The organism is Roseovarius sp. B-10 (assembly GCF_056859295.1).
The window spans coordinates 82,307-104,119 of sequence record NZ_JBSXOE010000040.1 but is presented as its reverse complement, the minus strand read 5'-3'; the positions used below and the strand labels follow the sequence as shown (position 1 = coordinate 104,119).

At 66.3% G+C, this 21,813-nt stretch carries 21 protein-coding genes; 8 read left to right on the top strand and 13 right to left on the bottom strand.

Annotated features, from left to right (window positions below; all coding sequences use genetic code 11):
* Positions 1-113: 113 nt before the first annotated feature.
* The 4 genes from AC13D8_RS16820 to AC13D8_RS16805 all read left to right on the top strand — a co-directional run bounded on the left by AC13D8_RS16820 (position 114) and on the right by AC13D8_RS16805 (position 3,379).
* Positions 114-1,004 (top strand): hypothetical protein, encoded by an 891-nt coding sequence (locus AC13D8_RS16820; RefSeq protein WP_482969789.1) that lies wholly within the window; start codon positions 114-116, stop codon positions 1,002-1,004.
* A 97-nt stretch (positions 1,005-1,101) separates the two neighbouring features.
* Positions 1,102-1,932, top strand: a complete 831-nt coding sequence (locus tag AC13D8_RS16815; RefSeq protein ID WP_482969788.1) for a lytic murein transglycosylase — start codon at positions 1,102-1,104, stop codon at positions 1,930-1,932.
* A gap of 129 nt (positions 1,933-2,061) precedes the next feature.
* The gene (locus AC13D8_RS16810; protein WP_129432081.1) at positions 2,062-2,727 is read left to right on the top strand and encodes a hypothetical protein; all 666 of its coding nucleotides are present in this window, start codon (positions 2,062-2,064) and stop codon (positions 2,725-2,727) included.
* Positions 2,728-2,944: 217 nt separating this feature from the next.
* Entirely contained in the window at positions 2,945-3,379 is a 435-nt protein-coding gene (locus tag AC13D8_RS16805) for a glyoxalase superfamily protein (RefSeq protein WP_482969787.1), read from the top strand.
* Positions 3,380-3,411: 32 nt separating this feature from the next.
* On the opposite strand, the gene AC13D8_RS16800 is transcribed toward AC13D8_RS16805, so the two are convergent.
* Both AC13D8_RS16800 and AC13D8_RS16795 read right to left on the bottom strand, forming a co-directional pair.
* Positions 3,412-4,134, bottom strand: coding sequence for a heme-dependent oxidative N-demethylase family protein (locus AC13D8_RS16800; RefSeq protein ID WP_482969786.1), 723 nt, complete (start codon positions 4,132-4,134; stop codon positions 3,412-3,414).
* The gene (locus AC13D8_RS16795) at positions 4,131-4,538 is read right to left on the bottom strand and encodes a DUF6314 family protein (RefSeq protein ID WP_482969785.1); all 408 of its coding nucleotides are present in this window, start codon (positions 4,536-4,538) and stop codon (positions 4,131-4,133) included. Before AC13D8_RS16795 ends, AC13D8_RS16800 begins: the two co-directional genes overlap by 4 nt.
* An 83-nt stretch (positions 4,539-4,621) precedes the next feature.
* On the opposite strand from AC13D8_RS16795, the gene purB reads away from it, so the two are divergent.
* Complete coding sequence (purB, locus tag AC13D8_RS16790; protein WP_482969784.1) at positions 4,622-5,926, top strand: adenylosuccinate lyase; 1,305 nt, start codon at positions 4,622-4,624, stop codon at positions 5,924-5,926.
* 73 nt (positions 5,927-5,999) lie between these two features.
* Here the strand turns inward: purB and AC13D8_RS16785 are convergent, their stop codons facing one another.
* The 3 genes from AC13D8_RS16785 to AC13D8_RS16775 all read right to left on the bottom strand — a co-directional run bounded on the left by AC13D8_RS16785 (position 6,000) and on the right by AC13D8_RS16775 (position 10,223).
* On the bottom strand, positions 6,000-7,160 hold the full coding sequence (locus AC13D8_RS16785) for a M20 aminoacylase family protein (RefSeq protein WP_482969783.1): 1,161 nt from the start codon (positions 7,158-7,160) through the stop codon (positions 6,000-6,002).
* A gap of 76 nt (positions 7,161-7,236) precedes the next feature.
* Complete coding sequence (gene argE / locus AC13D8_RS16780; RefSeq protein WP_482969782.1) at positions 7,237-8,400, bottom strand: acetylornithine deacetylase; 1,164 nt, start codon at positions 8,398-8,400, stop codon at positions 7,237-7,239.
* Between the two features lie 2 nt (positions 8,401-8,402).
* A complete protein-coding gene (locus tag AC13D8_RS16775; RefSeq protein WP_482969781.1) occupies positions 8,403-10,223 on the bottom strand; it encodes an ABC transporter ATP-binding protein in 1,821 nt (606 codons plus the stop codon).
* Positions 10,224-10,473: 250 nt separating this feature from the next.
* On the opposite strand from AC13D8_RS16775, the gene AC13D8_RS16770 reads away from it, so the two are divergent.
* The 3 genes from AC13D8_RS16770 (at position 10,474) to AC13D8_RS16760 (ending at position 14,195) form a co-directional block, all read left to right on the top strand.
* On the top strand, positions 10,474-12,180 hold the full coding sequence (locus AC13D8_RS16770; RefSeq protein WP_482969780.1) for a peptide ABC transporter substrate-binding protein: 1,707 nt from the start codon (positions 10,474-10,476) through the stop codon (positions 12,178-12,180).
* Between the two features lie 76 nt (positions 12,181-12,256).
* Positions 12,257-13,264, top strand: a complete 1,008-nt coding sequence (locus AC13D8_RS16765; protein WP_482969779.1) for an ABC transporter permease — start codon at positions 12,257-12,259, stop codon at positions 13,262-13,264.
* Positions 13,257-14,195: an ABC transporter permease gene (locus AC13D8_RS16760; protein ID WP_241691079.1), complete on the top strand. Its 939-nt coding sequence runs from the start codon at positions 13,257-13,259 to the stop codon at positions 14,193-14,195. The genes AC13D8_RS16765 and AC13D8_RS16760 overlap by 8 nt, the downstream gene beginning before the upstream one ends.
* Positions 14,196-14,210: 15 nt before the next feature.
* Here the strand turns inward: AC13D8_RS16760 and AC13D8_RS16755 are convergent, their stop codons facing one another.
* The 8 genes from AC13D8_RS16755 to AC13D8_RS16720 are packed head-to-tail and all read right to left on the bottom strand — an operon-like array spanning position 14,211 to position 21,793.
* Positions 14,211-18,212 (bottom strand): baseplate multidomain protein megatron, encoded by a 4,002-nt coding sequence (locus tag AC13D8_RS16755; RefSeq protein ID WP_482969778.1) that lies wholly within the window; start codon positions 18,210-18,212, stop codon positions 14,211-14,213.
* 2 nt (positions 18,213-18,214) lie between these two features.
* Positions 18,215-18,658 (bottom strand): NlpC/P60 family protein, encoded by a 444-nt coding sequence (locus AC13D8_RS16750; protein ID WP_482969777.1) that lies wholly within the window; start codon positions 18,656-18,658, stop codon positions 18,215-18,217.
* Entirely contained in the window at positions 18,655-19,542 is an 888-nt protein-coding gene (locus AC13D8_RS16745) for a DUF2163 domain-containing protein (RefSeq protein WP_482969776.1), read from the bottom strand. The genes AC13D8_RS16750 and AC13D8_RS16745 overlap by 4 nt, the downstream gene beginning before the upstream one ends.
* Positions 19,539-20,171 (bottom strand): phage distal tail protein, Rcc01695 family, encoded by a 633-nt coding sequence (locus tag AC13D8_RS16740; RefSeq protein WP_482969775.1) that lies wholly within the window; start codon positions 20,169-20,171, stop codon positions 19,539-19,541. Before AC13D8_RS16740 ends, AC13D8_RS16745 begins: the two co-directional genes overlap by 4 nt.
* Positions 20,172-20,184: 13 nt before the next feature.
* Complete coding sequence (locus AC13D8_RS16735; protein WP_482969774.1) at positions 20,185-20,847, bottom strand: phage tail tape measure protein; 663 nt, start codon at positions 20,845-20,847, stop codon at positions 20,185-20,187.
* Positions 20,848-20,853: 6 nt separating this feature from the next.
* On the bottom strand, positions 20,854-21,051 hold the full coding sequence (locus AC13D8_RS16730) for a rcc01693 family protein (RefSeq protein ID WP_482969773.1): 198 nt from the start codon (positions 21,049-21,051) through the stop codon (positions 20,854-20,856).
* Positions 21,048-21,371, bottom strand: coding sequence for a gene transfer agent family protein (locus tag AC13D8_RS16725; protein WP_482969772.1), 324 nt, complete (start codon positions 21,369-21,371; stop codon positions 21,048-21,050). The genes AC13D8_RS16730 and AC13D8_RS16725 overlap by 4 nt, the downstream gene beginning before the upstream one ends.
* Positions 21,372-21,379: 8 nt before the next feature.
* The gene (locus tag AC13D8_RS16720; protein ID WP_104017019.1) at positions 21,380-21,793 is read right to left on the bottom strand and encodes a phage major tail protein, TP901-1 family; all 414 of its coding nucleotides are present in this window, start codon (positions 21,791-21,793) and stop codon (positions 21,380-21,382) included.
* Between the last annotated feature and the right edge of the window lie 20 nt (positions 21,794-21,813).

Here is a 21,813-nt window from a genome sequence, read left to right as displayed (position 1 = left end):
TCTCTTTGCGTGCGGGTCGTTTCGTGTTGCGCGCCAATATGCCCATTCCGGACAATTTGCCTAAATGTATCCGCATTTGAAACAAACTGGTTGCCATATTTCCTGCCAGTTAGATGGCTGAACAGCAACCGACGGGTGCCACCATGACCGATACAATGCAAAAGGTTCAGGCAGGACTAGTGTTCTTGGGTAAGAAGTCCTTTGATATTGCCGCGATCACCTGCGGCATTGCCGACGCGCTTGACCGTCTGGGCGAGCGGGTGGAGGAACGGCGCTGCGAAAGCGACACGCAGGCAACGGTGCGCGCGCGCGGGCTTGTCTGCCGGGTGCGGATCACCGAGGGTCGGCCACTGCCGCGAATCGACACCAACCCGGCGCATATCCTCGAGCTGAGCCTTGGACGCGGGGCGGATGAAGAAGCGCGCGCGCAGACGTCCTCCGAGACGCTGATCGCGCATCTGCTCGCCGGGCTTCAAGCGACGCTTGTGCCCGATTACGTGCAATGGACCGACCCACGCGCAGTGCTGACGCGGGCCGAGTTCCGCACAGCCGTGGCCAACACCGCCGCGATGCCCGCGCCGGTGCGCCCCGCGCCCGCAGCGACCGACCGCCGCCGCAAGCGGCTGCCCGATGTCGAGACAGCCTATGCACAATTGCGCGCACAGATGCCCGGCTTTGGCCGCGACCGGAGCGAAGAAGAGCGACTCGATGCGCTGCGCGCCGCGTTTCGCGACCCCGACCCGGCAGAGGTCGAGGCCATGTCGCAGCCCGACGATATCCGCGAACCGACCGCGCCGTTGCGGCTCAGCGTCTGGATGTTGACCTTTGCCATCGGTCTCTTCGCCCTGCCGGTCGCCGCGGCGCTCACGGTCGTCAACCTGCTGCGTGGCGAGAATATGCGCCTCGCCTCGCAGACGGCAGCGCTGACCGGCACGTTCATGGTGCTGGCCACGCATGGGCAGATCGCACAGGCGGCCAACCTGATCGTGGCCCTGGGCGGATGACACGCGCGCGCCCCGCAGCCGCACCCGCGAGGGGCCTTGTCCCACCGCAGTGGCGCGGTATGGTGGCACCGTGTGTGCACCGAGGGGGAGAGTGACGATGCAAGGCAAGCCGACAGCCGCCGCGCCGCGCCTCGCGGCCTTGGGCCTTTGGACTGCCACGCTGCTAATCGGCACCGGGACGGCATGGGCTGCCGAATGCGGCAACAGTGCGCAGGGCTTCGAGGCGTGGAAACGCGATTTCGCACGACAAGCCGCCAACGCGGGTGTCGATCAGCGCGGGATAGAGGCGCTGCGCGGGGCCACCTATGCGCGATCCACCATCGCCGCCGACCGCAATCAGAAGAGCTTTCGCTACAGCTTCGACAAGTTCATGGAAATCCGCGGCGCGTCGGTCATCGTGGCGCAGGGCCGCAAGCGGCTGGCACGCAACGCGGCCTTCTACGAATCGCTCGAGCGGCATTATGGCGTGCCCGCCGGCGTGCTGATCGCGATCCACGGGATGGAGACGGGATTCGGCCGCTTCATGGGCGACAGTTCGGTGGTCTCGGCCATCGTCACGCTGACCTATGATTGCCGCCGGTCGGATTTCTTCCGTCCCCATGCCATCGGTGCCCTGAAACTGGTGGACCGGGGCGCGATCACCCCCGAGACGCGGGGGGCCCGGCATGGCGAACTGGGTCATACCCAGTTCCTGCCCGGAAACGCGCTGCGTTATGGCGTGGATGGCGATGGTGACGGGCGGGTGGATTTCTATGACCTCGCCGACGCCATGGCCTCGACCGCCAATTACCTGCGCGCCAAGGGCTGGCAGCCGGGCAAGGGTTATCAGGAGGGCGAGCCGAATTTCGCGGTGATCCAGGAATGGAACGCCGCCGGTGTGTATCAGAAGGCGATCGCCATCATGGCGGCACAGATCGACCGGGACTGAGACGGCTCGCAGCCCGGAACGGGGCCAAGCGTGACGGGCGGGATGTGTGCGAAGAGACGGAGAGATAGGTGTAAACGGTGCATATGGTTTCCATCCGCTTCAAGACAGGAGCAAGCCGAGAGGCAAATCATGAGCAGGCAGACATACGGCGAAATCGCCGCACTGGAATATCACGGCCCGCCGGGGATGGAATTTCCCGACATCGTCGAGGAGTTTGACATCGCCTCGCACGGGTTGGCCACGCAGGTGCGCCGCCTGACATGGGACGGCGAAGACATCGCGCTCATCGACCGTGAATGCGTGCGCATCGCGCTTGGCTGGCTGCCGCCGGAGCGCAAGGATCGACCGCATTACCTCGTCATCGCCATTGGCCCGCCGCCGCGGAAAAAGCGCCTCGGCACCGGCTTCGACCCGGGCGCCTACGGCGTGCTGCTGGAGCGCGCGCTGGAGCGGGTGGGCAGCTACCTGCCCTATGATGCGCTTTTGCGCGGCCCGTCCGCGCAGGCGGTCGGCACGGCGCTGCTGGACCGGACATTTGACCTGCTGGGAGCGACCGCGCCTCGGCTGCGGCCCGAGGACATCGAGACCGGTCACCGCAAGCGTGTCGAGGCGCGCGAGGGCGGGTGGCAGCGCGACGCGGTCGAGCCCGAGGCCCTGCCCGCGATCCCGTCGCAACCGCTGCGCCTGACGGTGGTGACGCTGGGAATGACTCTGTTCCTGCACGCACCACCCGTGGGGGCCGCCCTGCTCGCCTACACCGCCCTGCGCGAGGCTCAGCCGCTTATCAGCGGCTGAGGCCCCGGCTCCCCGATACGAAGCTGTTGCACCCCGTTGACAGCGCGGGTGCCAGTCCCTACGTCGCACCATCATGGGGCGCAGGCCCCCGCCGTTCGCGAGGCCGCGCGCCCTTGGTGAAGTTCTGTGAGATATTTTCCCGTTTTCTGACCTTGGGTCACGAACCGGATGACAATGCGAACATCGTCCCGTCGACGCGACCCGCAGGACAGAAACCATGACCAACACGACACTTCCGAATCGAACCGCACTCAAGGATCACGCCAGGCGCCTGCGTGCCACTCTGGCCGATCAGGGCACCGCCCTCAGTCACAGCGCAGCGCTTGAAACGATCTCGCGGCAATGGGGCTTTCGCGACTGGAATACGCTCTCGGCAGCGCTCGGCAATGCGCCAGCGCCGCGCTGGCAGGTGGGACAGGCCGTCTCGGGCCGCTATCTGGGCCAGGGCTTTACCGGGCGGATCAAGGCGGTGCGGGAGGCCATCGGTGGCCATCAGCATCTGACCATCGTCTTCGACCGGCCCGTCGATGTGGTGCGCTCCGACTGGTTCAGTTCGTACCGGCGGCAAATCAACTGCATCGTGAATGACGCTGGACGCACACTGGCCAGGACGTCCGACGGGCAGCCCCACGTGGTGCTCGCCGCAGCCTGAGTCATGAAAGGGGGCGCGATCGGTCGCGCCCCCTACCGCGCCAAGACGTAGGTGTGGATCGAGAACACGCAGGCGCGCGTGCGTGGCAGGCGCAGCACGCATTGCCGCTCGGAGCGCAGGTAGGGCAGGTCCGCGGTCTCGCTCGGCTGCACGCGCGAGCGCGGCTGGTGCAGCACCGGATCGACATAGTTGAGCGCGTTGAACCGCCACAGGGGCCGCCCCGGCTGCACCCCGTCAAAGAGCCGCTGCACGCGCCGCGCGAGGCCGGCGTCATACTCGGGCACCGGGACGTGGATCGCGGTGAGCGGGCGGCCAATCTTTTCCGCCAGCCGCCAGCTTGCCGGAAAGCACAGCACCGCGGCGGTGAGCACATGCTCCTCCCCGCGCTTTTCCATCAGGCACAGGTCCTCCTGCACCAGGTGGCCCAGCGTGCCCATCGGGTCGGCGCGATCGAGGGGCACCGTGACGCCATCGGGCCGCCGCACCTCCCTTGCGGAAATGTCGTAGCCATCGCCGTGCGCGGCCAACCAATCCAGCACGAACTGCAAAAGCTCGTCCATCGCCGGACCGGCCCCCTCGGTGACGGCGATCACATCTTCGCGCTGCCCGGTCAGAAGCCGCGCCCGCTCCGCCATCTGCGCGGCGAATGCCTCGTCCACGCGAAGCCATGTCGCCGGGTCGAGCGGCGCGATACCGGGTAGCGGGCGGCGCTCCGCCATTTCACGCGGCAGGCTCTGTTGCAGGATCGTGGTCATCTGTCCTCCGGGGTGTAGATCGTCATCATGCGATAGTCCTTGCGCGGGCCGCGCACCGCCCAGGTGACGGTGAATTCCGGCCAGCGACTGAAATCATAGGCGCCGTCATACTGATCGGGATCGCACCAATGGCGCGTCTCGCCACCCTCGGGCGGCACGTCGTGAAAGAATCGGCCATCCGCGAAATACGCGCGCGGTCCCTCCTCCCAGCGATAGCGCCGCTCCACCCGCATCGGGGCCGCACCCGTCAAGCGCATCTCGCCGGTTTCGACATATTCGAGCCCGGTTCCGTCCCGCGTCCAGATGGCACAGCCCGTCACCACGGCCTCTTGCCCCCCGGCATGGGTGATCCGGCGCTCGAACGCCCACGCCCCCTCGAAATCCTGCAATCGCCGTACCGTCATCGCGCCCCGCCTTGCCGCGCCCTGCCCTTGGCTCTACAAGCGCGCCGAGACCGATACCACCCCATCCGATTGAGGACGACAAGATGATCCCGCGATATTCCCGCCCCGAGATGACCGCCATCTGGGAACCCGCCACCAAATTCCGCATCTGGTACGAGATCGAGGCCCATGCCTGCGACGCAATGGCAAATCTCGGCGTGATCCCGCGCGAGAATGCCGAGGCCGTGTGGAAGGCGAAGGACATGGAATTCGACGTCGCCCGCATCGACGAGATCGAGGCCGAGACGCGCCACGACGTGATCGCGTTTCTCACCCACCTCGCGGAACATGTGGGTAGCGACGAGGCGCGCTTCGTACATCAGGGCATGACAAGCTCGGACGTGCTCGATACCTGCTTCAACATCCAGCTCACCCGCGCCGCCGATATCCTGATCGCGGACACGGAGGCGCTGCTTGGCGCGCTCAAGCGCCGCGCTTTTGAGCACAAGGACACGATTCGCATCGGGCGCAGCCACGGCATCCATGCCGAGCCGACGACGATGGGCCTGACCTTTGCCCGCTTCTACGCCGAGATGGACCGCAACCTCGCCCGCCTGCGTACCGCGCGCGACGAGATCGCCACCGGCGCGATTTCGGGCGCGGTCGGCACCTTTGCCAATATCGACCCGGCGGTCGAGGAGCATGTCTGCGCGCAGCTTGGCCTGAGCCCTGAACCGATCAGCACACAGGTGATCCCGCGTGACCGGCACGCGGCGTTCTTTGCCGCCCTCGGCGTGGTGGCCTCCTCGGTCGAGAACGTGGCCGTGGAAATCCGCCACATGCAGCGCACCGAGGTGCTGGAGGCGGCCGAGTTCTTCTCGATGGGGCAGAAGGGCTCTTCGGCCATGCCGCACAAGAAGAACCCGGTGCTGACCGAGAACCTGACGGGGCTTGCGCGCATGGTGCGCTCGATGGTCATTCCGGCGATGGAAAACGTGGCGCTCTGGCACGAGCGCGACATTTCGCATTCTTCGGTCGAACGCATGATCGGGCCTGATGCCACCGTGACCCTCGATTTCGCCCTCGCCCGCCTGACCAATGTCATCGACAAGCTGATCGTCTATCCCGAGAACATGAACCGCAACATGAACCGCTTCCCCGGCCTGGTGATGAGCCAGCGCGTTCTGCTGGCGCTCACGCAGGCGGGCGTCAGCCGTGAGGACGCCTACCGCCTCGTGCAGCGCAACGCACTCAAGGTCTGGGAGACGGGCGTCGATTTCAAGGCCGAACTGCTTGGCGATCCGGAGGTTACGGCGGCGCTCAGCCCGGCGCAGATCGAAGAAAAGTTTGACTTGGGCTATCACACCAAGCACGTGGACACGATCTTTGCCCGGGTTTTCGGCGACTGAACGCGACCGGGGCGGGAGAATCCCCCGCCCCGGCTTCATCTTTCCATAAATGCTCGGTCCCGGTTCCGCCCGCTCAGGCCGGCATCCGCTCCTCAACGATGCCCGCCCACCAGCTACAGCCAGCGGGAATGGCCTCGTCGTTGAAATTGTACTCGGGGTTGTGAACCATCGCCGTATCGCCGTTGCCCACGAGGATATAGGCACCGGGGCGCTCCTCTAGCATGAAGGCGAAATCCTCGCCGCCCATCACCAGCGGGGCCTCGTCGCAGGCACCCGCGATCTTCGCCGCCACCGAGGCGGCAAAATCGGTCTGGTCCTCGTGGTTGACCATGACCGGGTAGCCGCGGTGATAGGTCACCTCGGCGCTGCCGCCAAAGCCCGCGGTCACATGCTCGCACAGCGCGCGGATGCGCGTCTCGGCCAGGTCGCGCATGGCGGTGCTCATGGTGCGCACCGTGCCCCTGAGATGCACCGAGGCGGGGATCACGTTGAACGCGTTCGAAGAGGTCTGGAACGAGGTGACCGACACAACCACCTGGTCCACCGGGTCGGCGTTGCGGCTGGCGATGGTCTGCAGCATCGTGACCAGATGCGCGGTCATCACCGTGGGATCGACCGTCTCGTGCGGCTTGGCGGCGTGACCGCCGCGGCCCGTCACCTCGATGTCGAACTGGTCGGTGGCGGCAAAGAAGGCACCGGGACGTATCGCGAAGCTGCCCACCGGTTTGCCCGGCCAGTTGTGCATCCCGTAGACCTCCTGGATGCCAAAGCGTTCCATCATCCCGTCGTCGCACATTTCCTTGCCGCCGCCGCCGCCCTCTTCGGCGGGCTGGAAGATCACCACGGCGGTGCCGTCGAAATTGCGCGTCTCGGCAAGGTAGCGCGCCGCGCCGAGCAGCATCGCGGTGTGCCCGTCGTGGCCGCAGGCATGCATCGCACCGGGGGTTTTGCTGGCATATTCCACCCCGGTGGCCTCGTGGATAGGCAGCGCGTCCATGTCAGCGCGCAGGCCGATCACCTTGCCCGATCCGGTGGATTTGCCGCGAATCACGCCGACCACGCCGGTGCGGCCGATGCCGGTTACCACCTCGTCGCAGCCGAACTCCTTGAGCTTGTCGGCCACCAGCGCGCTGGTGCGATGGGTTTCGTAGAGAATCTCGGGGTTCTGGTGGATGTCGCGTCGCCAGGCGGTGATTTCGTCGTGCAACTCGGCAAAGCGGTTCCTGATGGGCATGAGCCTCTCCTGTTCGCGGGTTTGGGAATGCGCGGAGGTTGGACCAAAGCGCGGGCGGCGGCAAGGGGCCGCGACCTCACCCCGCCGCGAGCCGGTCCACGAGGCTGCGCATGAGGCCATGTCCGGCCTCGAACTGCGCGCGCGTGATGAACTCGTCCGGCTGGTGCGCCTGCGCGATGTCACCCGGCCCGCAGATCGCCGCCGAATAGCCTGCCGCCTGGAACTGTCCCGCCTCGGTGCCATAGCTGACCACGTGTGAGGCATTGTCGCCGGTGACCTGCCGGATCAGCGCCTCGGCGACACCGCCCTCCTCGGGGCGCAGGCCCGGTACGGTGAATTTTCGCCGCGCGTCGATCCGGGTCTCGGGGCGGACCGCCTGCATCGCCGCCTCGGCGGCGCGCACCTCCTCAATGAACCGCGCGCCCCATTCCTCGGGGTCCTCGCCCGGCACCACGCGGAAATCCATGCCGAAACGGCAGTTCTTGGCGGTGATGTTATGCGCGGTGCCACCCTCGATCTGCCCCACGTGCAGTGTTGTCCAGGGGGGCTCGAACATGGCGGCGAGGTCAGAGGGTCGTTTCGCGCGATTCTCGGCGTTCATGCGGTTGGCCCAGTCGATCAGCGGGGCGGCGGCCATGATCGCATTGACGCCCCTGTGCATAAGCGAGGAATGCACCTCGTAGCCCTGAACATGCACGTCATAGCCCAGCCCCCCCTTGTGGCCGGTCACCGCCTGCATGGTAGTGGGCTCGCCGATGATGGCCAGATCGGCGCGCGGCACCACGCCCTGCATCGCCGCGATCATCGGTGGCGCGCCGATGCAACCCACCTCCTCGTCATAGCTGAGTGCCAGTTGCAACGGGCGGTTGACGCCGCGGCGGTGCGCCTCGACCAGCGCCCAGATGGCGAGCGCGTCAAACCCCTTCATGTCGGCGCAGCCGCGCCCGAAATACTTGCCCTCGCGCTCGGTCACGGTGAAGGGGTCGGTGCTCCACGCCTGCCCGTCCACCGGCACCACGTCGGTGTGCCCCGACAGCACCACACCGCCCTCGACCGGCGGCCCGGCATGGGCAAAAAGCGCGGCCTTCTGCCCGGTCTCGTCGGGGTGGCGATGCGCCGTGATGCCATGCCCGGCGAGGTAGTCCTCGACCCAGTCCACGAGTTCGAGGTTGCTGTCGCGGCTGACCGTGGGAAAACCCACCAGCCGGGCCATGATCGCCTCGGGCGAAAGGTGTTCCATGCTTAGTACCCGCTGTCGGAGGTCAGCACGAAATGGCCAGGATCGACCTCTTTGTAGACCGATGGCCCCGGCTCGTGCCCGACGGGGTGGATCGGCGACGGGATCGGCTTGAAATTGAGATCCTTTTCCGACTTGCGCTTGCGCGGGTCGGCGATCGGCACGGCCTTCATCAGCGCCTGCGTATAGGGGTGTTGCGGGTTTTCGAACACGGCGGCGCGGGGGCCCATCTCGACGATGCGGCCCAGGTACATCACGCCCACATCGTGGCTGACACGCTCGACCACCGCCATGTCGTGGCTGATGAACAGGTAACCGAGGCCGAGATCGGCCTGCAATTCCATCATCAGGTTGATCACCTGCGCCTGCACGCTCACGTCGAGCGCACTCACCGCCTCGTCGGAAACTATCAGCTTGGGATTGAGCGCCAGCGCCCGGGCGATGGCCACGCGCTGCCGCTGGCCGCCCGACAGCTCGTGCGGGAAGCGACGCAGGAACGAGCGCGGCAGTTCCACCCGGTCGAACAGCATCGCCACCCGGTCCTCCATCTCCGACTGGCTGACGAGGCCATAATTCTTCATCGGCTCAGCCACTTGCGCGGCGAGCTTCATCTGCGGGTTGAGGCTGGCGAACGGGTCCTGGAAAATCATCTGCATGTCCACCCGTGCGCGGCGCAGGTCGCGGGAATGCAGCGACATGATGTCGGTGCCATCCAAGACCACCTCGCCCGCCATCGGCTCGACCAGCCGCAGGATCGAGCGCCCGGCGGTGGACTTTCCGCAGCCCGACTCGCCCACGAGGCTGAGCGTGCGCCCCTTCTTGAGCGTGAACGACAGGTCCTCGACCGCGTGGACATTGGCCACCGTGCGGCGAAAGAAGCCACCGGTGACGGGAAAGCGCGTGGTCAGCCCCTTGACCGTGAGCAGCATCTCGTCGCTGCCCTTGATCGGCTTGATCTCCTGCCCCTCGGTGCCCAAGAGCTTCATCGGCTCGGGCCAGGCCTTGCCGCGCATCTCGCCGAGCTTCGGGACAGCGGCCAGCAGCGCGCGGGTGTACTCGTGCTGGGGTGCTTCGAAAATCTCCTCGACCGGGCCCTCCTCGACCTTGTTGCCGCGGAACATCACGACCACGCGATCGGCCATCTGCGCGACCACGGACATGTCGTGGGTGATGAAGATGACGGCGGTGCCCGTCTCGCGCTTCAAGCGGTCCATGAGGGCCAGAATTTCCGCCTGGATGGTGACATCGAGCGCGGTGGTGGGCTCGTCCGCGATCAAGAGTCGCGGCTTGCAGGCCAGCGCCATGGCAATCACAACCCGCTGGCGCATGCCCCCCGACAACTCGTGCGGATACTGGTTGAGCCGCCGTTCCGGCTCGGGGATGCGGACCTCGCGCAGCAATTCCAGCGCGCGGGCACGCGCCTGCGCCTTGTCCATGCCGCGATGCACGCGCAGCCCCTCGGAGAGCTGCCGACCCACGGTAAAGACCGGGTTGAGCGCGGTCATCGGCTCCTGAAAGATCATGCCGATCTCGTTGCCGCGGATGGTGCGCATCAGGCTCTGGTCGGTTTTCGCGAGGTCGATCTCGCCACCTTCCTTGCGGTCGAACAGCATCCGCCCACCCGCGATGGTGCCGCCGTCATATTCGATGAGTCGCATCAGCGACAGCGACGAGACCGATTTGCCCGATCCCGATTCGCCCACGACGCAGACCGTCTCGCCCGGATCGACGGAAAAGGACACGTCCTCGACGCCCACGACGCGACCGTCGCGGGTCTCGAATTCGACGCGGAGATTCTCGATCCTCGCCAGCGGTTTGTCGAGCATGACGCGCCTCGCTTTGCATATCGCCCAAGCCCAAACGCTACGCACAAGCGCGGCAGACTGTCAAACGCCGAACGAAAGCGAACCGCAAGTGCGTTCCATTGACGCCCGCGCTCTTGCTTTTTGACGCAATCCAGTCTGTGATGGCCGAACCGGTTGGGGCCGGGACGGGCAACGCTCTCCCGGCTACCCCGACAAAACGGAACCACAGATGGCCGCAGAGCCATCGCAACAGCGGAGGAAACGCACCGTTATGACCCTCAAACCGATTCTCTTGGGCGCGACCGCACTCGTCGGTCTCGCCTCGATGGCGATGGCCGAACGCGGCTCGGACGGCCACGTGAACCTGATCTACTGGCAGGCGCCGTCGATCATGAACCCCTATCTGACCGGCGGCACCAAGGAGCGCGAGGCCGCGAGCCTCGTGATCGAGCCGCTCGCGCGCTATAACGAAAAGGGCGAGTTGGTACCCTATCTGTCCGACGGTATTCCCACCGTCGAGAACGGCGGCGTGGCCGAGGACCTCAAGTCGATCACCTGGAAGATCAAGCCGGGAATGAAATGGTCGGACGGCACGCCCTTCACCGCGAAGGACGTGAAATTCACTGCCGAGTACTGCATGAACCCCGAGGGCGGCTGCGCGCAGCTCGCCAAGTTCGAAGGCGTGTCCGAGGTCGAGGTGGTCGATGACCTGACCGTGACCGTGCATTTCGACGGACCGCAGCCCAACCCGTATGGTCCTTTCACCGGCGGGACATCGCCAATCATCCAGGCCGCACAATATGCCGAGTGCACCGGCGCGCGCGCCTCGGAATGCGCCGATGAAAATTTCCATCCCATCGGCACCGGGCCCTTCGTGGTCGATGAGTTCCGCCCCAATGACGTGATCTCGCTCTCGGCCAACGAGAACTATCGCGATCCCGACAAGCCCGCCTTTGCCACTATGACCTTCAAGGGCGGCGGCGATGCCACCTCGGCGGGCCGTGCGGTGCTGGAGACCGGCGAATTCGACTACGCCTGGAACCTGCAGCTTGCCCCCGACGTGATCGCCAACATGGAAGAGGCAGGCCAAGGCGAAGCGATCGCAGCCTTCGGCACTCTGGTCGAGAGGCTCGAAATGAACCTCACCGATCCCTCGACTGACCTGCCCGATGGCGAACGCGCCACCACCAAGCATCCGCACCCGTTCCTGACCGACCCGGCAGTGCGCAAGGCGCTGTCCATGGCCATCGACCGCGTATTGCTCACCGAGATCGGATACGGCAAGGCGGGCAAGCCGACCTGTGACTGGGTGCCCGCCCCCGAGATCTATGCCGCAAATAACACCCATTGCCTCGAGCAGGACATCGAGGGGGCCAAGGCGCTTCTGGAAGAAGCGGGCTGGACCGACAGTGACGGCGACGGCGTGCGCGAGAAGGATGGAATGAAGCTGTCCGTCCTCTACCAGACTTCGACCAACGCCGTGCGCCAGGATTTCCAGGCGCTCATCAAGCAGTGGTGGGGCGAGATCGGCGTCGAGACCGAGCTGCGCAATATCAATGCGAGCGTCTTTTTCGGCGGTGATCCGGGCAGTCCCGACACCTTCGTCAAGTTCTACGCCGATGTCGAGATGTATGCCAACAACTTCGACGGCACCGACCCGCAGAGCTACCTGGCGTCGCGCACCTGCGAGAAAATTCCGCGCCCCGCGACGCAATGGCAGGGCGAGAACATCAACCGGTATTGCGACCCGGAATACGATGCGCTCATCAAGGAGCTGGGCGGCACCGCAGAACTGTCGAAGCGCGGGGAAATCGCCATCGAAGCCAACAACATGCTCACCAGGGACAGCAATGTGATCATCCCGCTGGTCCATCGTGGCCGCGTTTCGGCCAAATCCAACACGCTCGGCGGTGTGGTGATGAACACCTGGGATACCGAGCTGTGGAACGCAGCCGACTGGTACCGCATCAAGGAGTGATCCGGTTCGCGCCGGATAGGGGCCGGGCATTTGCCCGGCCCCACTTGTCCCAAGATACCCCGTTGAGGCGCCGCGAATGCTGACCTATACGATCCGACGGCTCGTGCTATCGATCCCGACGCTGCTGTTCATCAGCCTCGTGATCTTCCTGCTGCTGGAGCTCGCCCCCGGCGACCCGATGGCGCAGGTGCCGCTCACCGTGCCGCCCGAGGTCAAGGAACGGATGCGTGAAGCATTGGGCCTTGGCGAACCGACGCATATCCGCTTTGGCAAGTGGATGTGGCAGTTCTTCGTGGTCGAACCGATGATCTTCACGGATCACCTCCTGGGCACGGCGCTGGCCGAGGGCCAGCAGCGCGTGCTGAGCTGGCAGTTTCGCTCACCGGTGATGGACGTGATCGTGCAGCGCATGCCGCAGACGCTGTGGGTGGTGGCGATGTCCTACGTGGTGGGCATCCTGATTGCCTTGCCCATCGGCATCTATTCTGCCTACCGGCAGTATTCGCTGTTCGATCAGGCGGGCACCTTTGTCACCATGGTAGGCTATTCGGTGCCGCCGTTCTTCTCTGGTGTGCTGGTGATCGTGATATTCTCGGTGCAGCTTGGCTGGCTACCGTCGATCTACGACACCACGCTGGAGGTGGTGGGCTGGGAAACATTCAAGCTGCAGCTGATGCAGATGGTCATGCCGGTTATGGTGCTGGCCCTGCAAACCACGGCACAAATCAGCCGCTTCATGCGCGCCTCGATGCTCGACAATCTCAACCAGGACTACGTGCGCACCGCCCGCGCCAAGGGGCTGTCGGAATGGACCGTGGTGATGGTGCATGTGCTGCGCAACTCGATGATCCCGGTCATCACGGTGATCGCACTCGGCGTTCCCTACATCTTCGGCGGGGCGATCATCACCGAGCAGATTTTCAAGGTGAACGGGCTCGGCCAGCTTCTCATCACCGCCATCCAGGCCAATGACCTGCCGATGGTGCAGACCGTGACCTTCATGATCGCGGTGCTGATCGTCATGTTCAACATCGTCGCCGACGTGCTCTATGGCGTGCTCGACCCAAGGATCCGTTATGACTGAGAGCCCCGATCCAAAGCCCATCGCCGCGCTGGCCGACGAGGGCCCCACCGCGCCGCCGCGCAGCCATTGGCGCGATGTCTGGGACCAGTTCAAGACCCATCGCGGCGCGCTCGCGGGTGGCATCGTGCTGTTGTTCATCATCCTCGCGGTATTCATCGGACCATATCTCTGGCCCTACGATGCCACCTTCATCGACATCCGCGCGCGCAACCAGGGACCCAGCCTCGCGCATCCGTTCGGCACCGACCAGCTTGGCCGCGACACGCTGGCGCGCATGATGGCGGGCGGGCAGACGTCGATCTCGGTGGGGTTGACGGCGATGCTTCTGGCGCTGGTTCTGGGCTCGCTCATCGGGGTTCTCGCGGGGTTTTTCCGCCGTCTCGACGGGCCGCTGATGCGCTTCACCGACCTGTTCCTGTCGCTGCCCCTCTTGCCGCTTCTCCTGGTGATGGTGCTGCTGTTTCGCGAGGCGCTCAACAGTACGTTCGGCCCCGAGAAGGGCATCTTTATCCTGATCGTGGTGGCCATCGGCGTGACAAGCTGGATGCCCACGGCGCGGATCGTGCGCGGCGACGTGCTGGCATTGAAGGAGCGAGAGTTCATCCTCGCCGCGCGCTCCATCGGGACAACGAATTTCAACCTGATTACCCGGCACATCCTGCCCAACGTTATGTCGCCGATCATGGTCTCGGCGACGCTGGGCATCGCCAACGCGATCATCACCGAGAGCGCGCTTTCCTTCCTCGGCCTCGGGTTTCCGCCCGACTTCCCGACATGGGGACGGCTGTTGAACGACGCGACGCAATACCTGCAGGACTATCCCGAGCGGGTGTTCTGGCCCGGCCTCGCGATCTCGCTCACGGTGCTGGCGATCAACTACATGGGCGACGGGCTGCGCGACGCGCTCGACCCGCGCATCCGGGGGCGCTGAGGCCCCCGGGGCTGCTCACAACGCGCGCACCGCGAACCGCCCCGGCCCGAAACTTGCCGAGACCTGCGCCACCTCGATCCGCTTGCCCGCGTCCGGCCCATCCTCGACGCGGGCGCCGGCGGGGTAGGTCCATCCCGGCTCGGACACCGTCACCTCGCGCAACACCTGCGCCCCGCGTCGCACGCGCACCACGTAAGTCTCGCTCTCCTCGCCCAGCGGCACCTCGGGCGTCTCCCACCTGTCGCCGCCGATCCGCGTTCGCCGCACCCATGTGACGCGCAGGTCGCCCGCCGCCTCGGCCACACGCAGGTGCACGGGCGCGAAAGGGCGCAAGCCCAATCCGTCAAAGGCCAGCACCGCGTGACCGAAACTGGGATCGTCCACCGGACGCCCCCCCGGCCCGATCCGGTAATGCCGCGCCTGTCCGCGCTGCGCCTCCTTGAGCCCGATCTGGCGCGGAATACCATCCATTCGCACCACGATGGATCCTATCGGCCACGTCCCTGCCCCCTCGGTTCCCAACTGTCCGCGCAACCGATGGCGCAGGATATAGGTCTCGGGCGCTACCAGTTCGGCATCGCGAAACTGGAAAAGCTCCCAACCGTCGGGCGTGCCGTCGCCGATGGCACACAGATTACCCCCGTTCAGGAACGCCAGGTCGCTCACGCTCTCCAGCGTGCCGTGGCGCATCTGAACGAAGAGACCCGCGCCCCGGTCGATTCGCCCCGGCGCGGCGGGGATGAGCGATGTCTCTGTCACCCCCACCGTCGCCTGCGCGGCGACGAGCGTGTCGAGCGTGTAATTGGCATCCTCGTCCGCGGAATAGAGCGCCACCGTCCCCGGCCACGGATCGGCGATCACCGCGAGGTGCGGCGCGTGCGGCACCTCCTCGCCGGTCATGAGCGGCAGATCGAGGAACAGCGGCGTCACCGGCGCAGGCGCCACGAACGGCGTGATGCGCGCGGATATCTCGCTCAATAGGATGGGCCGAAAGCTCTCTGGATCGGTGCGCGTGGCCTCGATGCGCTGCATCCCGCCCATCTGCTCGGCCCGGTCGATGCGGAACCGCCCGCCGCCCTCCGCATCGGGCAACGCGATCACATCCCCCGCCCCGACCGTGATTTCCGAGGGCGGCAACGACAGGCGCAGCGTATCGACCGACAGCCGCGCCTCCGACAGCCACCGCTCCACCACCTGACGCCCCTCGGCGCGGGTCAGCGACAGCGACAACTCCGACATCGCGACCGCGTGCGTTGCCTCGTCTGGCAGGATCGCCTCCTCGGCCACCGCTTCATAATCACCGTCTGCCTCGACGAAACGAAGCCGCACGCGGCCCGCCAGTTCCAGGTCACTACCGCGCGTTTCCTCGATTATACCGCCAAGCTCGGGGTCGCGCACCAGCCGGTCATAGACGGCGGCAAAATCCGCCCGCCCGTTGCGCACACGAAAGCCCAGACTGCCATCGCGCTCCACCGCGTCCGCGCCATAGGCCAGCAAGAGCGGCTGAAGCGATGCACGCGCCGGGCCGACCTCGTCCACGGTATAGCCCCGCACGAAGCCGGTGGCCGGTGCGCTGTCGGGCGGCGCAAGCCCCGCGCGGCCCGTGATCTCGTCGATCACCTCGGCCAACCGGCGCCCGCTCACCCGGCCCGTGATCCAGTGCCCACGGGCGTAATTGTCGCCATCGGACCACAGCGTACCATTGGCCGGAAACCACGGATATGGCCGGGCGTCCCAAGCCCAGACATAGGCCCGATCCATGTCGAGCATCGGCCCCCCGTATTCCTGCGAGACCGGGTTGTGCGCCGGATCGCGCCAATAGCCCGCCATCGCGCGCAGATACTGCATCTGTATCAGCTCGTCCCGCTGCCCCGTCGAATGGCGGGGCAAGCGCGATTCCGAGGATTTCGGATCGAGAAACTTGTTGGGCTGGTTGGTGCCCTTGTCCACCGCCGCGCAGCCATACTCGGTAAAGCGGATGGGCTTAGACTCCGGCACCCATGCGCTCGGCTCGGGCGCGCGCACACCGTCCACCCGGTCGAAATGCCGGTTGGCCCACCAGTTGCGCAGGTCCTTTAACCGCCAGATCCAAGGCTCGTCATAGGCATCGTCGGTGATCGGCACCCGCCTTTGTGCTGCGCGTGCCTCGGGCGACGGATAAAACCAGTCATACCCCTCGCCGCCCTCGATATTGGATTGCAGGTAGCCAAGGTCGTAGATCGACGGCCACGCCTCGGCGTCAAGGTGCTCACACCCCTCCCGCCAATCCGACAGCGGCATGTAATTGTCGATCCCGATGAAGTCGATATTGTCATCGGCCCAGAGCGGATCGAGATGAAAGAACCGGTCGCCATTCCCCGGCTGATACCCGAAATATTCGGACCAGTCGGCGGCATAACTGATCTTTACCTCCGGCCCCAGCAGCGCGCGCACTTCCGCCGCCAGATCAACGAGCTGCGTCACCGCCGGAAAGCTGTTTCCCGCGCCCCTGATCTGCGTCAGGCCGCGCATTTCCGAGCCGATGCAGAAGCTCTCGACGCCCCCCGCCGCCGCGCAGAGCGCCGCCTGGTGCAGGATGAAGCGGCGAAAGGTCCATTCGTCGGGGCCGTGATAGGCGACCGGGCTCGCCTTGACCTCTCCGCCGAAACTCAGCAGGTCGAGCGCGCCCGTGCCCGGCGCCTCTACCGGTACCACCTCGATCGGCGTCACGGTGAACTCCGCTGCCGAGGCCGTGCCAAAGAACGCCGCAACCTCGTTCTCCGCCGTCGCCGTCCCGTCCGGGCTGGCCGGCTGCCCCGGTGCCTTCGACGTGGTGATCCGCCCCCGCCACGGCAGTACCGCCTGCGTTTCCGCATCGCTCCACGGGTCAGGCAGGGTGTTGCCCGGCATCTGCGTCATAAGGATAAACGGATAGTAAAGCACCTCCTGCCCCGCCTGCCGCAGCGCGAGGATCGCCTCTATCACCGCCTGGTCCGAGGGCGTGCCTCCATAGACCACACGGCCTCCGGCGTCCTTGGGCACTTCGTCCGCCGCGTCGCGCGTCAGGCTCGATACCGTCCACGGCATGTTGGCGGCATCGAAATCCCGTGTCTCCACCAGCGGACGGATCTGGCAAGAGCCGCAGCGCAGATCATCGCCAAACCAGCTCACGATCAGCGAGGTTGCCTGCACGCGGGGCAATTCGGCGTTTAGCGCCTCAAGCGACACGGTGAAATCGGTGCGCGCGCCGGGCGTACTGATATTGGCCACCTGCTTGGAGCCGAATCCGAAATCAAGCGTCACCGGGGTCGTGGCGAGGGCGTATTCGCCGGTGCCCGGCAACATGGCCACCCCGCTCAGGCTATGGACCGGATCGAGATCGGCGCCGGGGGTTTCGATCTGTGCAGGCCGGCAGACCTCGAAGCTGAATTGCGGCACACGGGTGCCGAACGGTGTGAGGTCCAGCTCCTCAATCACCACGTAGGCAGTGCCGCGATAAGCGGGCACGCTGCCCGCCCCTTCCACGGCCTCGATCACCGGATCGGGAAGCTGATCGCGACTGCCCGGATACACGCGCATGTTCAGGCTGTCGGGCGCGATCTCGGTGCCATCGGCCCAGACACGGGCGACATTCGTGATCTCGCCCTCGCAAAGCGCGATGGCCAGGCTCACCGAATAGCGAAACTCCCGCACAGTGGGGGTGGCGGGACGTGGACTGCCCTTGCCGCCTCCGCTTTGCCCCGGCGTGACAGTCACCGTTTCGCGGAATTCGGTAGCCCAGATCACCTGCCCGCCCACGCGCATCCGGCCATAGACCTGCGCGATGGCGTCGCCCTCGCCCGACCCGGTCAGCCGCAACCGGTTGACGCGCCCGGTCTCGATCACCTCCGAACCCTGCCCCAGCAACCGCTGGTCGATCGACCGCCCGATCACCGCGCCCGCGAAGCGCCCCAGCGCCACCGACGAGATGCCGAGAACCGAGCCGCCGACCGCGCCACCGATGGCCGCCCCGGCGGCGGACAGAAGAATCGTTGCCATGCTTATCCCTCCTCAGGAAAGGCGAAACGCGCCACGACCCGCCGCCGCCACGGCAGGCTCAGCGCGCTCTCGACCACGCCATGCCCCGAATAGGCATGAACAAATCGCGCGTCCCGCCCGGCACGGGTACAGATACCCAGATGCTTGGCCACCGCACCGTCGCGCATCCGGAACAGGATCACGTCGCCCGGTTGCTCCCCGGTCACGGGACGCGCCCGCAGGTGACGCAGCGCTGCGTGCCACAGCGCCTCCTCCCGTGCAGGCTCGGACCAGTCCATCGAATAGGCAGGTGGGCGCTCGGGCTCTTCGCCCATCACCTCGCGCCAGACTCCGCGCACCAGTCCAAGGCAGTCACATCCCGCGCCCCGGCACGCCGCCTGATGCCGGTAGGGCGTGCCGATCCAGCCGCGCGCGGCGGTTACGATCCGATCCTGCCGGGCGCTCATCGGCGACGGCTCCCACCATCAAGGCGCGGTGACTTGGTGGGATCGGTGATCACCCAGTCATCTCCCGGAATATCTGGAAAGCCCTGAAAATTCAGGATGTTGTTGAACTTGAACTGACAGGTCTCGCGGCGCTTGTCACAGCCCGCCTCGATCCGCAGCGCGTCGCCCGGCGCAACCGTTGCCCCCAAGGGATGCCACAGCTCGATGACCCGCGCGACACCGTCCATACGGTCCCGCTTGATCATCCCCTGCAGGCCCCGCGCAGCGCCGCTTTGCACCTTCAGCACGCCATGCCGGAACCAATCCTCGGCAAACCCGGCCATATCGGCAAAGCGGAACACGCGGTTCTCCGCGACCTCCTCGGCCTCGCGCTCGGATACATACCCCGGCGTATCGAGATCAAAGGTGCAATCGCGATCCCCCAGCACGGCGCTGCAAGATTTCTGGAAAACCCGGCCCAGCGGCACGTTGAGCGCGTCCGTGAGGCCCCGCAGCTCCGCCTCGAACGCGCCGCCGGCGCGGCGGATGTCGCCGATGGTCCCGGCAAAGATCGTCACCCGCTGCGTCACGTCCTGCCAGTTAACGATCCACGCGCGCACGCCTGCGCCGTCATAGCGCCCCGCCTCGATATCCGCCTCGCTGATGGCAGAATCCGACAGCGCACCCAACGCCTCCGTATTGTTGACGGCAAGCCCGGTACTCGCCGCCACGGCGCGGGCGCTCAGGCCCGTCTCGGGGCGAAACGCGATCCCCTCGAAATGCAGCGCACGGTCGTGATCGGTGAACCCCATCACCACGCCGTCGCGCCGCGTCAGCGCCCAGGTCCGGCAAGCGGTGCTCACCCCCGACCCGAGATGCGCGGCCAGCGCCTCTGCCCCGGTCATACCCGGATCTCCACCACCGGCACGCTGGGCACCTCGCCCGCCTGGAACGACGCGAGGCTGACCTGGATGCGGTCGGTATCGAACCGCACCGGCACGTCGAATTCATACCCGGCGGTCACCGCCACGTCCCGGTTGGGCGGTTCGGCAAAGGTGACGATACCGGTGGAATCGTCCACCTCGTAATGCACCCCCTCGCGCATCTCCACGCCGCCAAGGCCCATGCGCACGCTGCCCGCCACCGGCTTGACCACGGGGCGCACCGCCTCCTGCGCGCCCGAGCGATAGGTCTTGTAAAGCTGGAACGCCGTGGTGGCGTCGTCGCCCACCCCGATCCGCTGATCGTCAAAGACGGGCGCCGCGCCCGCGCGCGACGATTTGTAATCGCTCCAGTCCTTCCAGCGAAAGCCGTAGAGCTGCCCCTGCCGCGCCTCGAAGAACGCGATGAGCGCCTCGACATCCTCGAGGCTGCGCAGCGCCACGCCCGCGTCATACCGCCTGCGCGCCTGCGCCCATGGCGTGTTACGCTCCTCGTGCCCGCTTGCCAGCGTGACAATCTCGGTGAGCCGCTCCGGCCCGCCGATAGAGCCAAAGCTCAGATTGACCGGAAACCGTATTTCGTGAAATCCCATGCCTGCCTCCCTCTCAGCGATTGCGCGCGCCGCGACCGATCACACGACCGATCTGTGCTGCGATCTGTCCCTGGCTACGGCGAAAACCCTCGACATCCGGTGTGCTCACGTTCATCACGACGTTCACCGTCCCGCCGCCCTGCGCGCGCACACCGAGCCGCCCGTCGGTGCCGCGGCTGAGCGGCAGGATCGCCTCGGGTCCGGCCTCGCCCATCAACCCGGTGCGTCCACCACGCATGGCAAAGCGCGTCGGTCCGCTCACCACACCGCCGCTGGCAAAGGGCATCACCCGCCCATGCGCGAAGCTGCCCCCCTTGGCAAAGGGCAGGATTCCGCCGACCAGCGCGCCGACACCCTGCGCGAGCAACCCACCGACCTGGTCGGTCACGGGCCGCACCGCGTCGCTGAATGCGGTGTTGACCATCGTCGTGGCCAGCCGCCGCAGGCTCTCGGACAGGCTGTCGCCCTGCACCACCGCACCCCTCAGCGCGCCGCGCAACCCGCGGCTCAGCCCCCGTTCGAGGCTCTGCACGTCCTGTCCCGCGGCGGCAAACCCGCCGCGCACCTGTGCAAGCTCCCCGGCAAATGCAGCGGCCATCGCCCCCGCCTGCCCCATCGCGTCGTCCAGTGCCGCGATCTGCGCCTCCATATCCTCGGCGCGGTCCAGCTCATCCATCGCTCGTCACTCCTCTTCGTGGTCGGGAAAGGCGGCCAACAGCGCCTCCAGCCCGTCGCGCGCCATCGGGCGCGTCCCCTGCCGTTCGCCCAGCATCAGACGCAATTCCACTGGGGTCAGCGCCCAGAACTCACCCGGGCGCAGGCCCAGCCCCTGCACGCCCGCCCGCAAAAGCGCGGGCCAATCGAAACGCGCCTCGCTCATCCCGCCTCTCCCGGCAGGGCAAAGGCTCGCGCCAGGAGCTGCGCCGCCGCCCGCGCCGCGGCCACCGGCCCGCCCTCGATCTCGACGGTCAGCAGGTCCGAGGGCTGCCCCTCCCAGCCGCCGCCGCGCAGGCCCGCAACGATCACCGCCAGCACGTCACGCGAAGAAAACCGCCCTTCCTCGAACCGCGTCACCAACGCGACGAGCGAATCCGCCCCAAGCGCCGCTTCCATTTCCGCCAGCGCCCCGAGCGTGAGCCGCATCACGCAACCCTCGCCACCCAGAACCAGCGCCACCTCGCCCGCGTAAGGATTGGCCATCGCCGAGCTCACAGCGCCACGAAATCGAGCCGCCCCGCCGAGGCCAGCGACATCTCATAGGTCGCCTCGCCATCATGGGTGCCGCCATACTCGATTCCGGTCACCTGGAATGGCCCCTCGATGGTGCCGAAGTCGGGGATGACCACCTGGAAATTCGGTGTTTCTCCGTCGAAGAATATTTGCCGCATCCGCGCATCGCTGGCCGCGTCGCGAAAGACGCCCGATCCGCTGATGCTGGCGGATTTGACGCCCGCGCCGGCCAGCAACTCGCGCCAGCCGCCCGCCGAATCGAGGCTGGTGACATCCACGCTCTCGGCGTTGAAGCTCACCCGCGTTGCACGCAGCCCTGCCACCGTCTGGAAATTGCCGCCGCCATTGAGATCGACCTTGATGAGAAGGTCCTTGCCATTCTGAACTGCCATGTCTCGTCTCCGTTCTGTCT

Bases quoted from the DNA above. Each gene is read 5' to 3' on its own strand.
- AC13D8_RS16820 (WP_482969789.1), top strand. From the start codon at position 114: ATGGCTGAACAGCAACCGACGGGTGCCACCATGACCGATACAATGCAA.
- AC13D8_RS16815 (WP_482969788.1), top strand. From the start codon at position 1,102: ATGCAAGGCAAGCCGACAGCCGCCGCGCCGCGCCTCGCGGCCTTGGGC.
- AC13D8_RS16810 (WP_129432081.1), top strand. From the start codon at position 2,062: ATGAGCAGGCAGACATACGGCGAAATCGCCGCACTGGAATATCACGGC.
- AC13D8_RS16805 (WP_482969787.1), top strand. From the start codon at position 2,945: ATGACCAACACGACACTTCCGAATCGAACCGCACTCAAGGATCACGCC.
- AC13D8_RS16800 (WP_482969786.1), bottom strand. From the start codon at position 4,134: ATGACCACGATCCTGCAACAGAGCCTGCCGCGTGAAATGGCGGAGCGC.
- AC13D8_RS16795 (WP_482969785.1), bottom strand. From the start codon at position 4,538: ATGACGGTACGGCGATTGCAGGATTTCGAGGGGGCGTGGGCGTTCGAG.
- purB (WP_482969784.1), top strand. From the start codon at position 4,622: ATGATCCCGCGATATTCCCGCCCCGAGATGACCGCCATCTGGGAACCC.
- AC13D8_RS16785 (WP_482969783.1), bottom strand. From the start codon at position 7,160: ATGCCCATCAGGAACCGCTTTGCCGAGTTGCACGACGAAATCACCGCC.
- argE (WP_482969782.1), bottom strand. From the start codon at position 8,400: ATGGAACACCTTTCGCCCGAGGCGATCATGGCCCGGCTGGTGGGTTTT.
- AC13D8_RS16775 (WP_482969781.1), bottom strand. From the start codon at position 10,223: ATGCTCGACAAACCGCTGGCGAGGATCGAGAATCTCCGCGTCGAATTC.
- AC13D8_RS16770 (WP_482969780.1), top strand. From the start codon at position 10,474: ATGACCCTCAAACCGATTCTCTTGGGCGCGACCGCACTCGTCGGTCTC.
- AC13D8_RS16765 (WP_482969779.1), top strand. From the start codon at position 12,257: ATGCTGACCTATACGATCCGACGGCTCGTGCTATCGATCCCGACGCTG.
- AC13D8_RS16760 (WP_241691079.1), top strand. From the start codon at position 13,257: ATGACTGAGAGCCCCGATCCAAAGCCCATCGCCGCGCTGGCCGACGAG.
- AC13D8_RS16755 (WP_482969778.1), bottom strand. From the start codon at position 18,212: ATGGCAACGATTCTTCTGTCCGCCGCCGGGGCGGCCATCGGTGGCGCG.
- AC13D8_RS16750 (WP_482969777.1), bottom strand. From the start codon at position 18,658: ATGAGCGCCCGGCAGGATCGGATCGTAACCGCCGCGCGCGGCTGGATC.
- AC13D8_RS16745 (WP_482969776.1), bottom strand. From the start codon at position 19,542: ATGACCGGGGCAGAGGCGCTGGCCGCGCATCTCGGGTCGGGGGTGAGC.
- AC13D8_RS16740 (WP_482969775.1), bottom strand. From the start codon at position 20,171: ATGGGATTTCACGAAATACGGTTTCCGGTCAATCTGAGCTTTGGCTCT.
- AC13D8_RS16735 (WP_482969774.1), bottom strand. From the start codon at position 20,847: ATGGATGAGCTGGACCGCGCCGAGGATATGGAGGCGCAGATCGCGGCA.
- AC13D8_RS16730 (WP_482969773.1), bottom strand. From the start codon at position 21,051: ATGAGCGAGGCGCGTTTCGATTGGCCCGCGCTTTTGCGGGCGGGCGTG.
- AC13D8_RS16725 (WP_482969772.1), bottom strand. From the start codon at position 21,371: ATGGCCAATCCTTACGCGGGCGAGGTGGCGCTGGTTCTGGGTGGCGAG.
- AC13D8_RS16720 (WP_104017019.1), bottom strand. From the start codon at position 21,793: ATGGCAGTTCAGAATGGCAAGGACCTTCTCATCAAGGTCGATCTCAAT.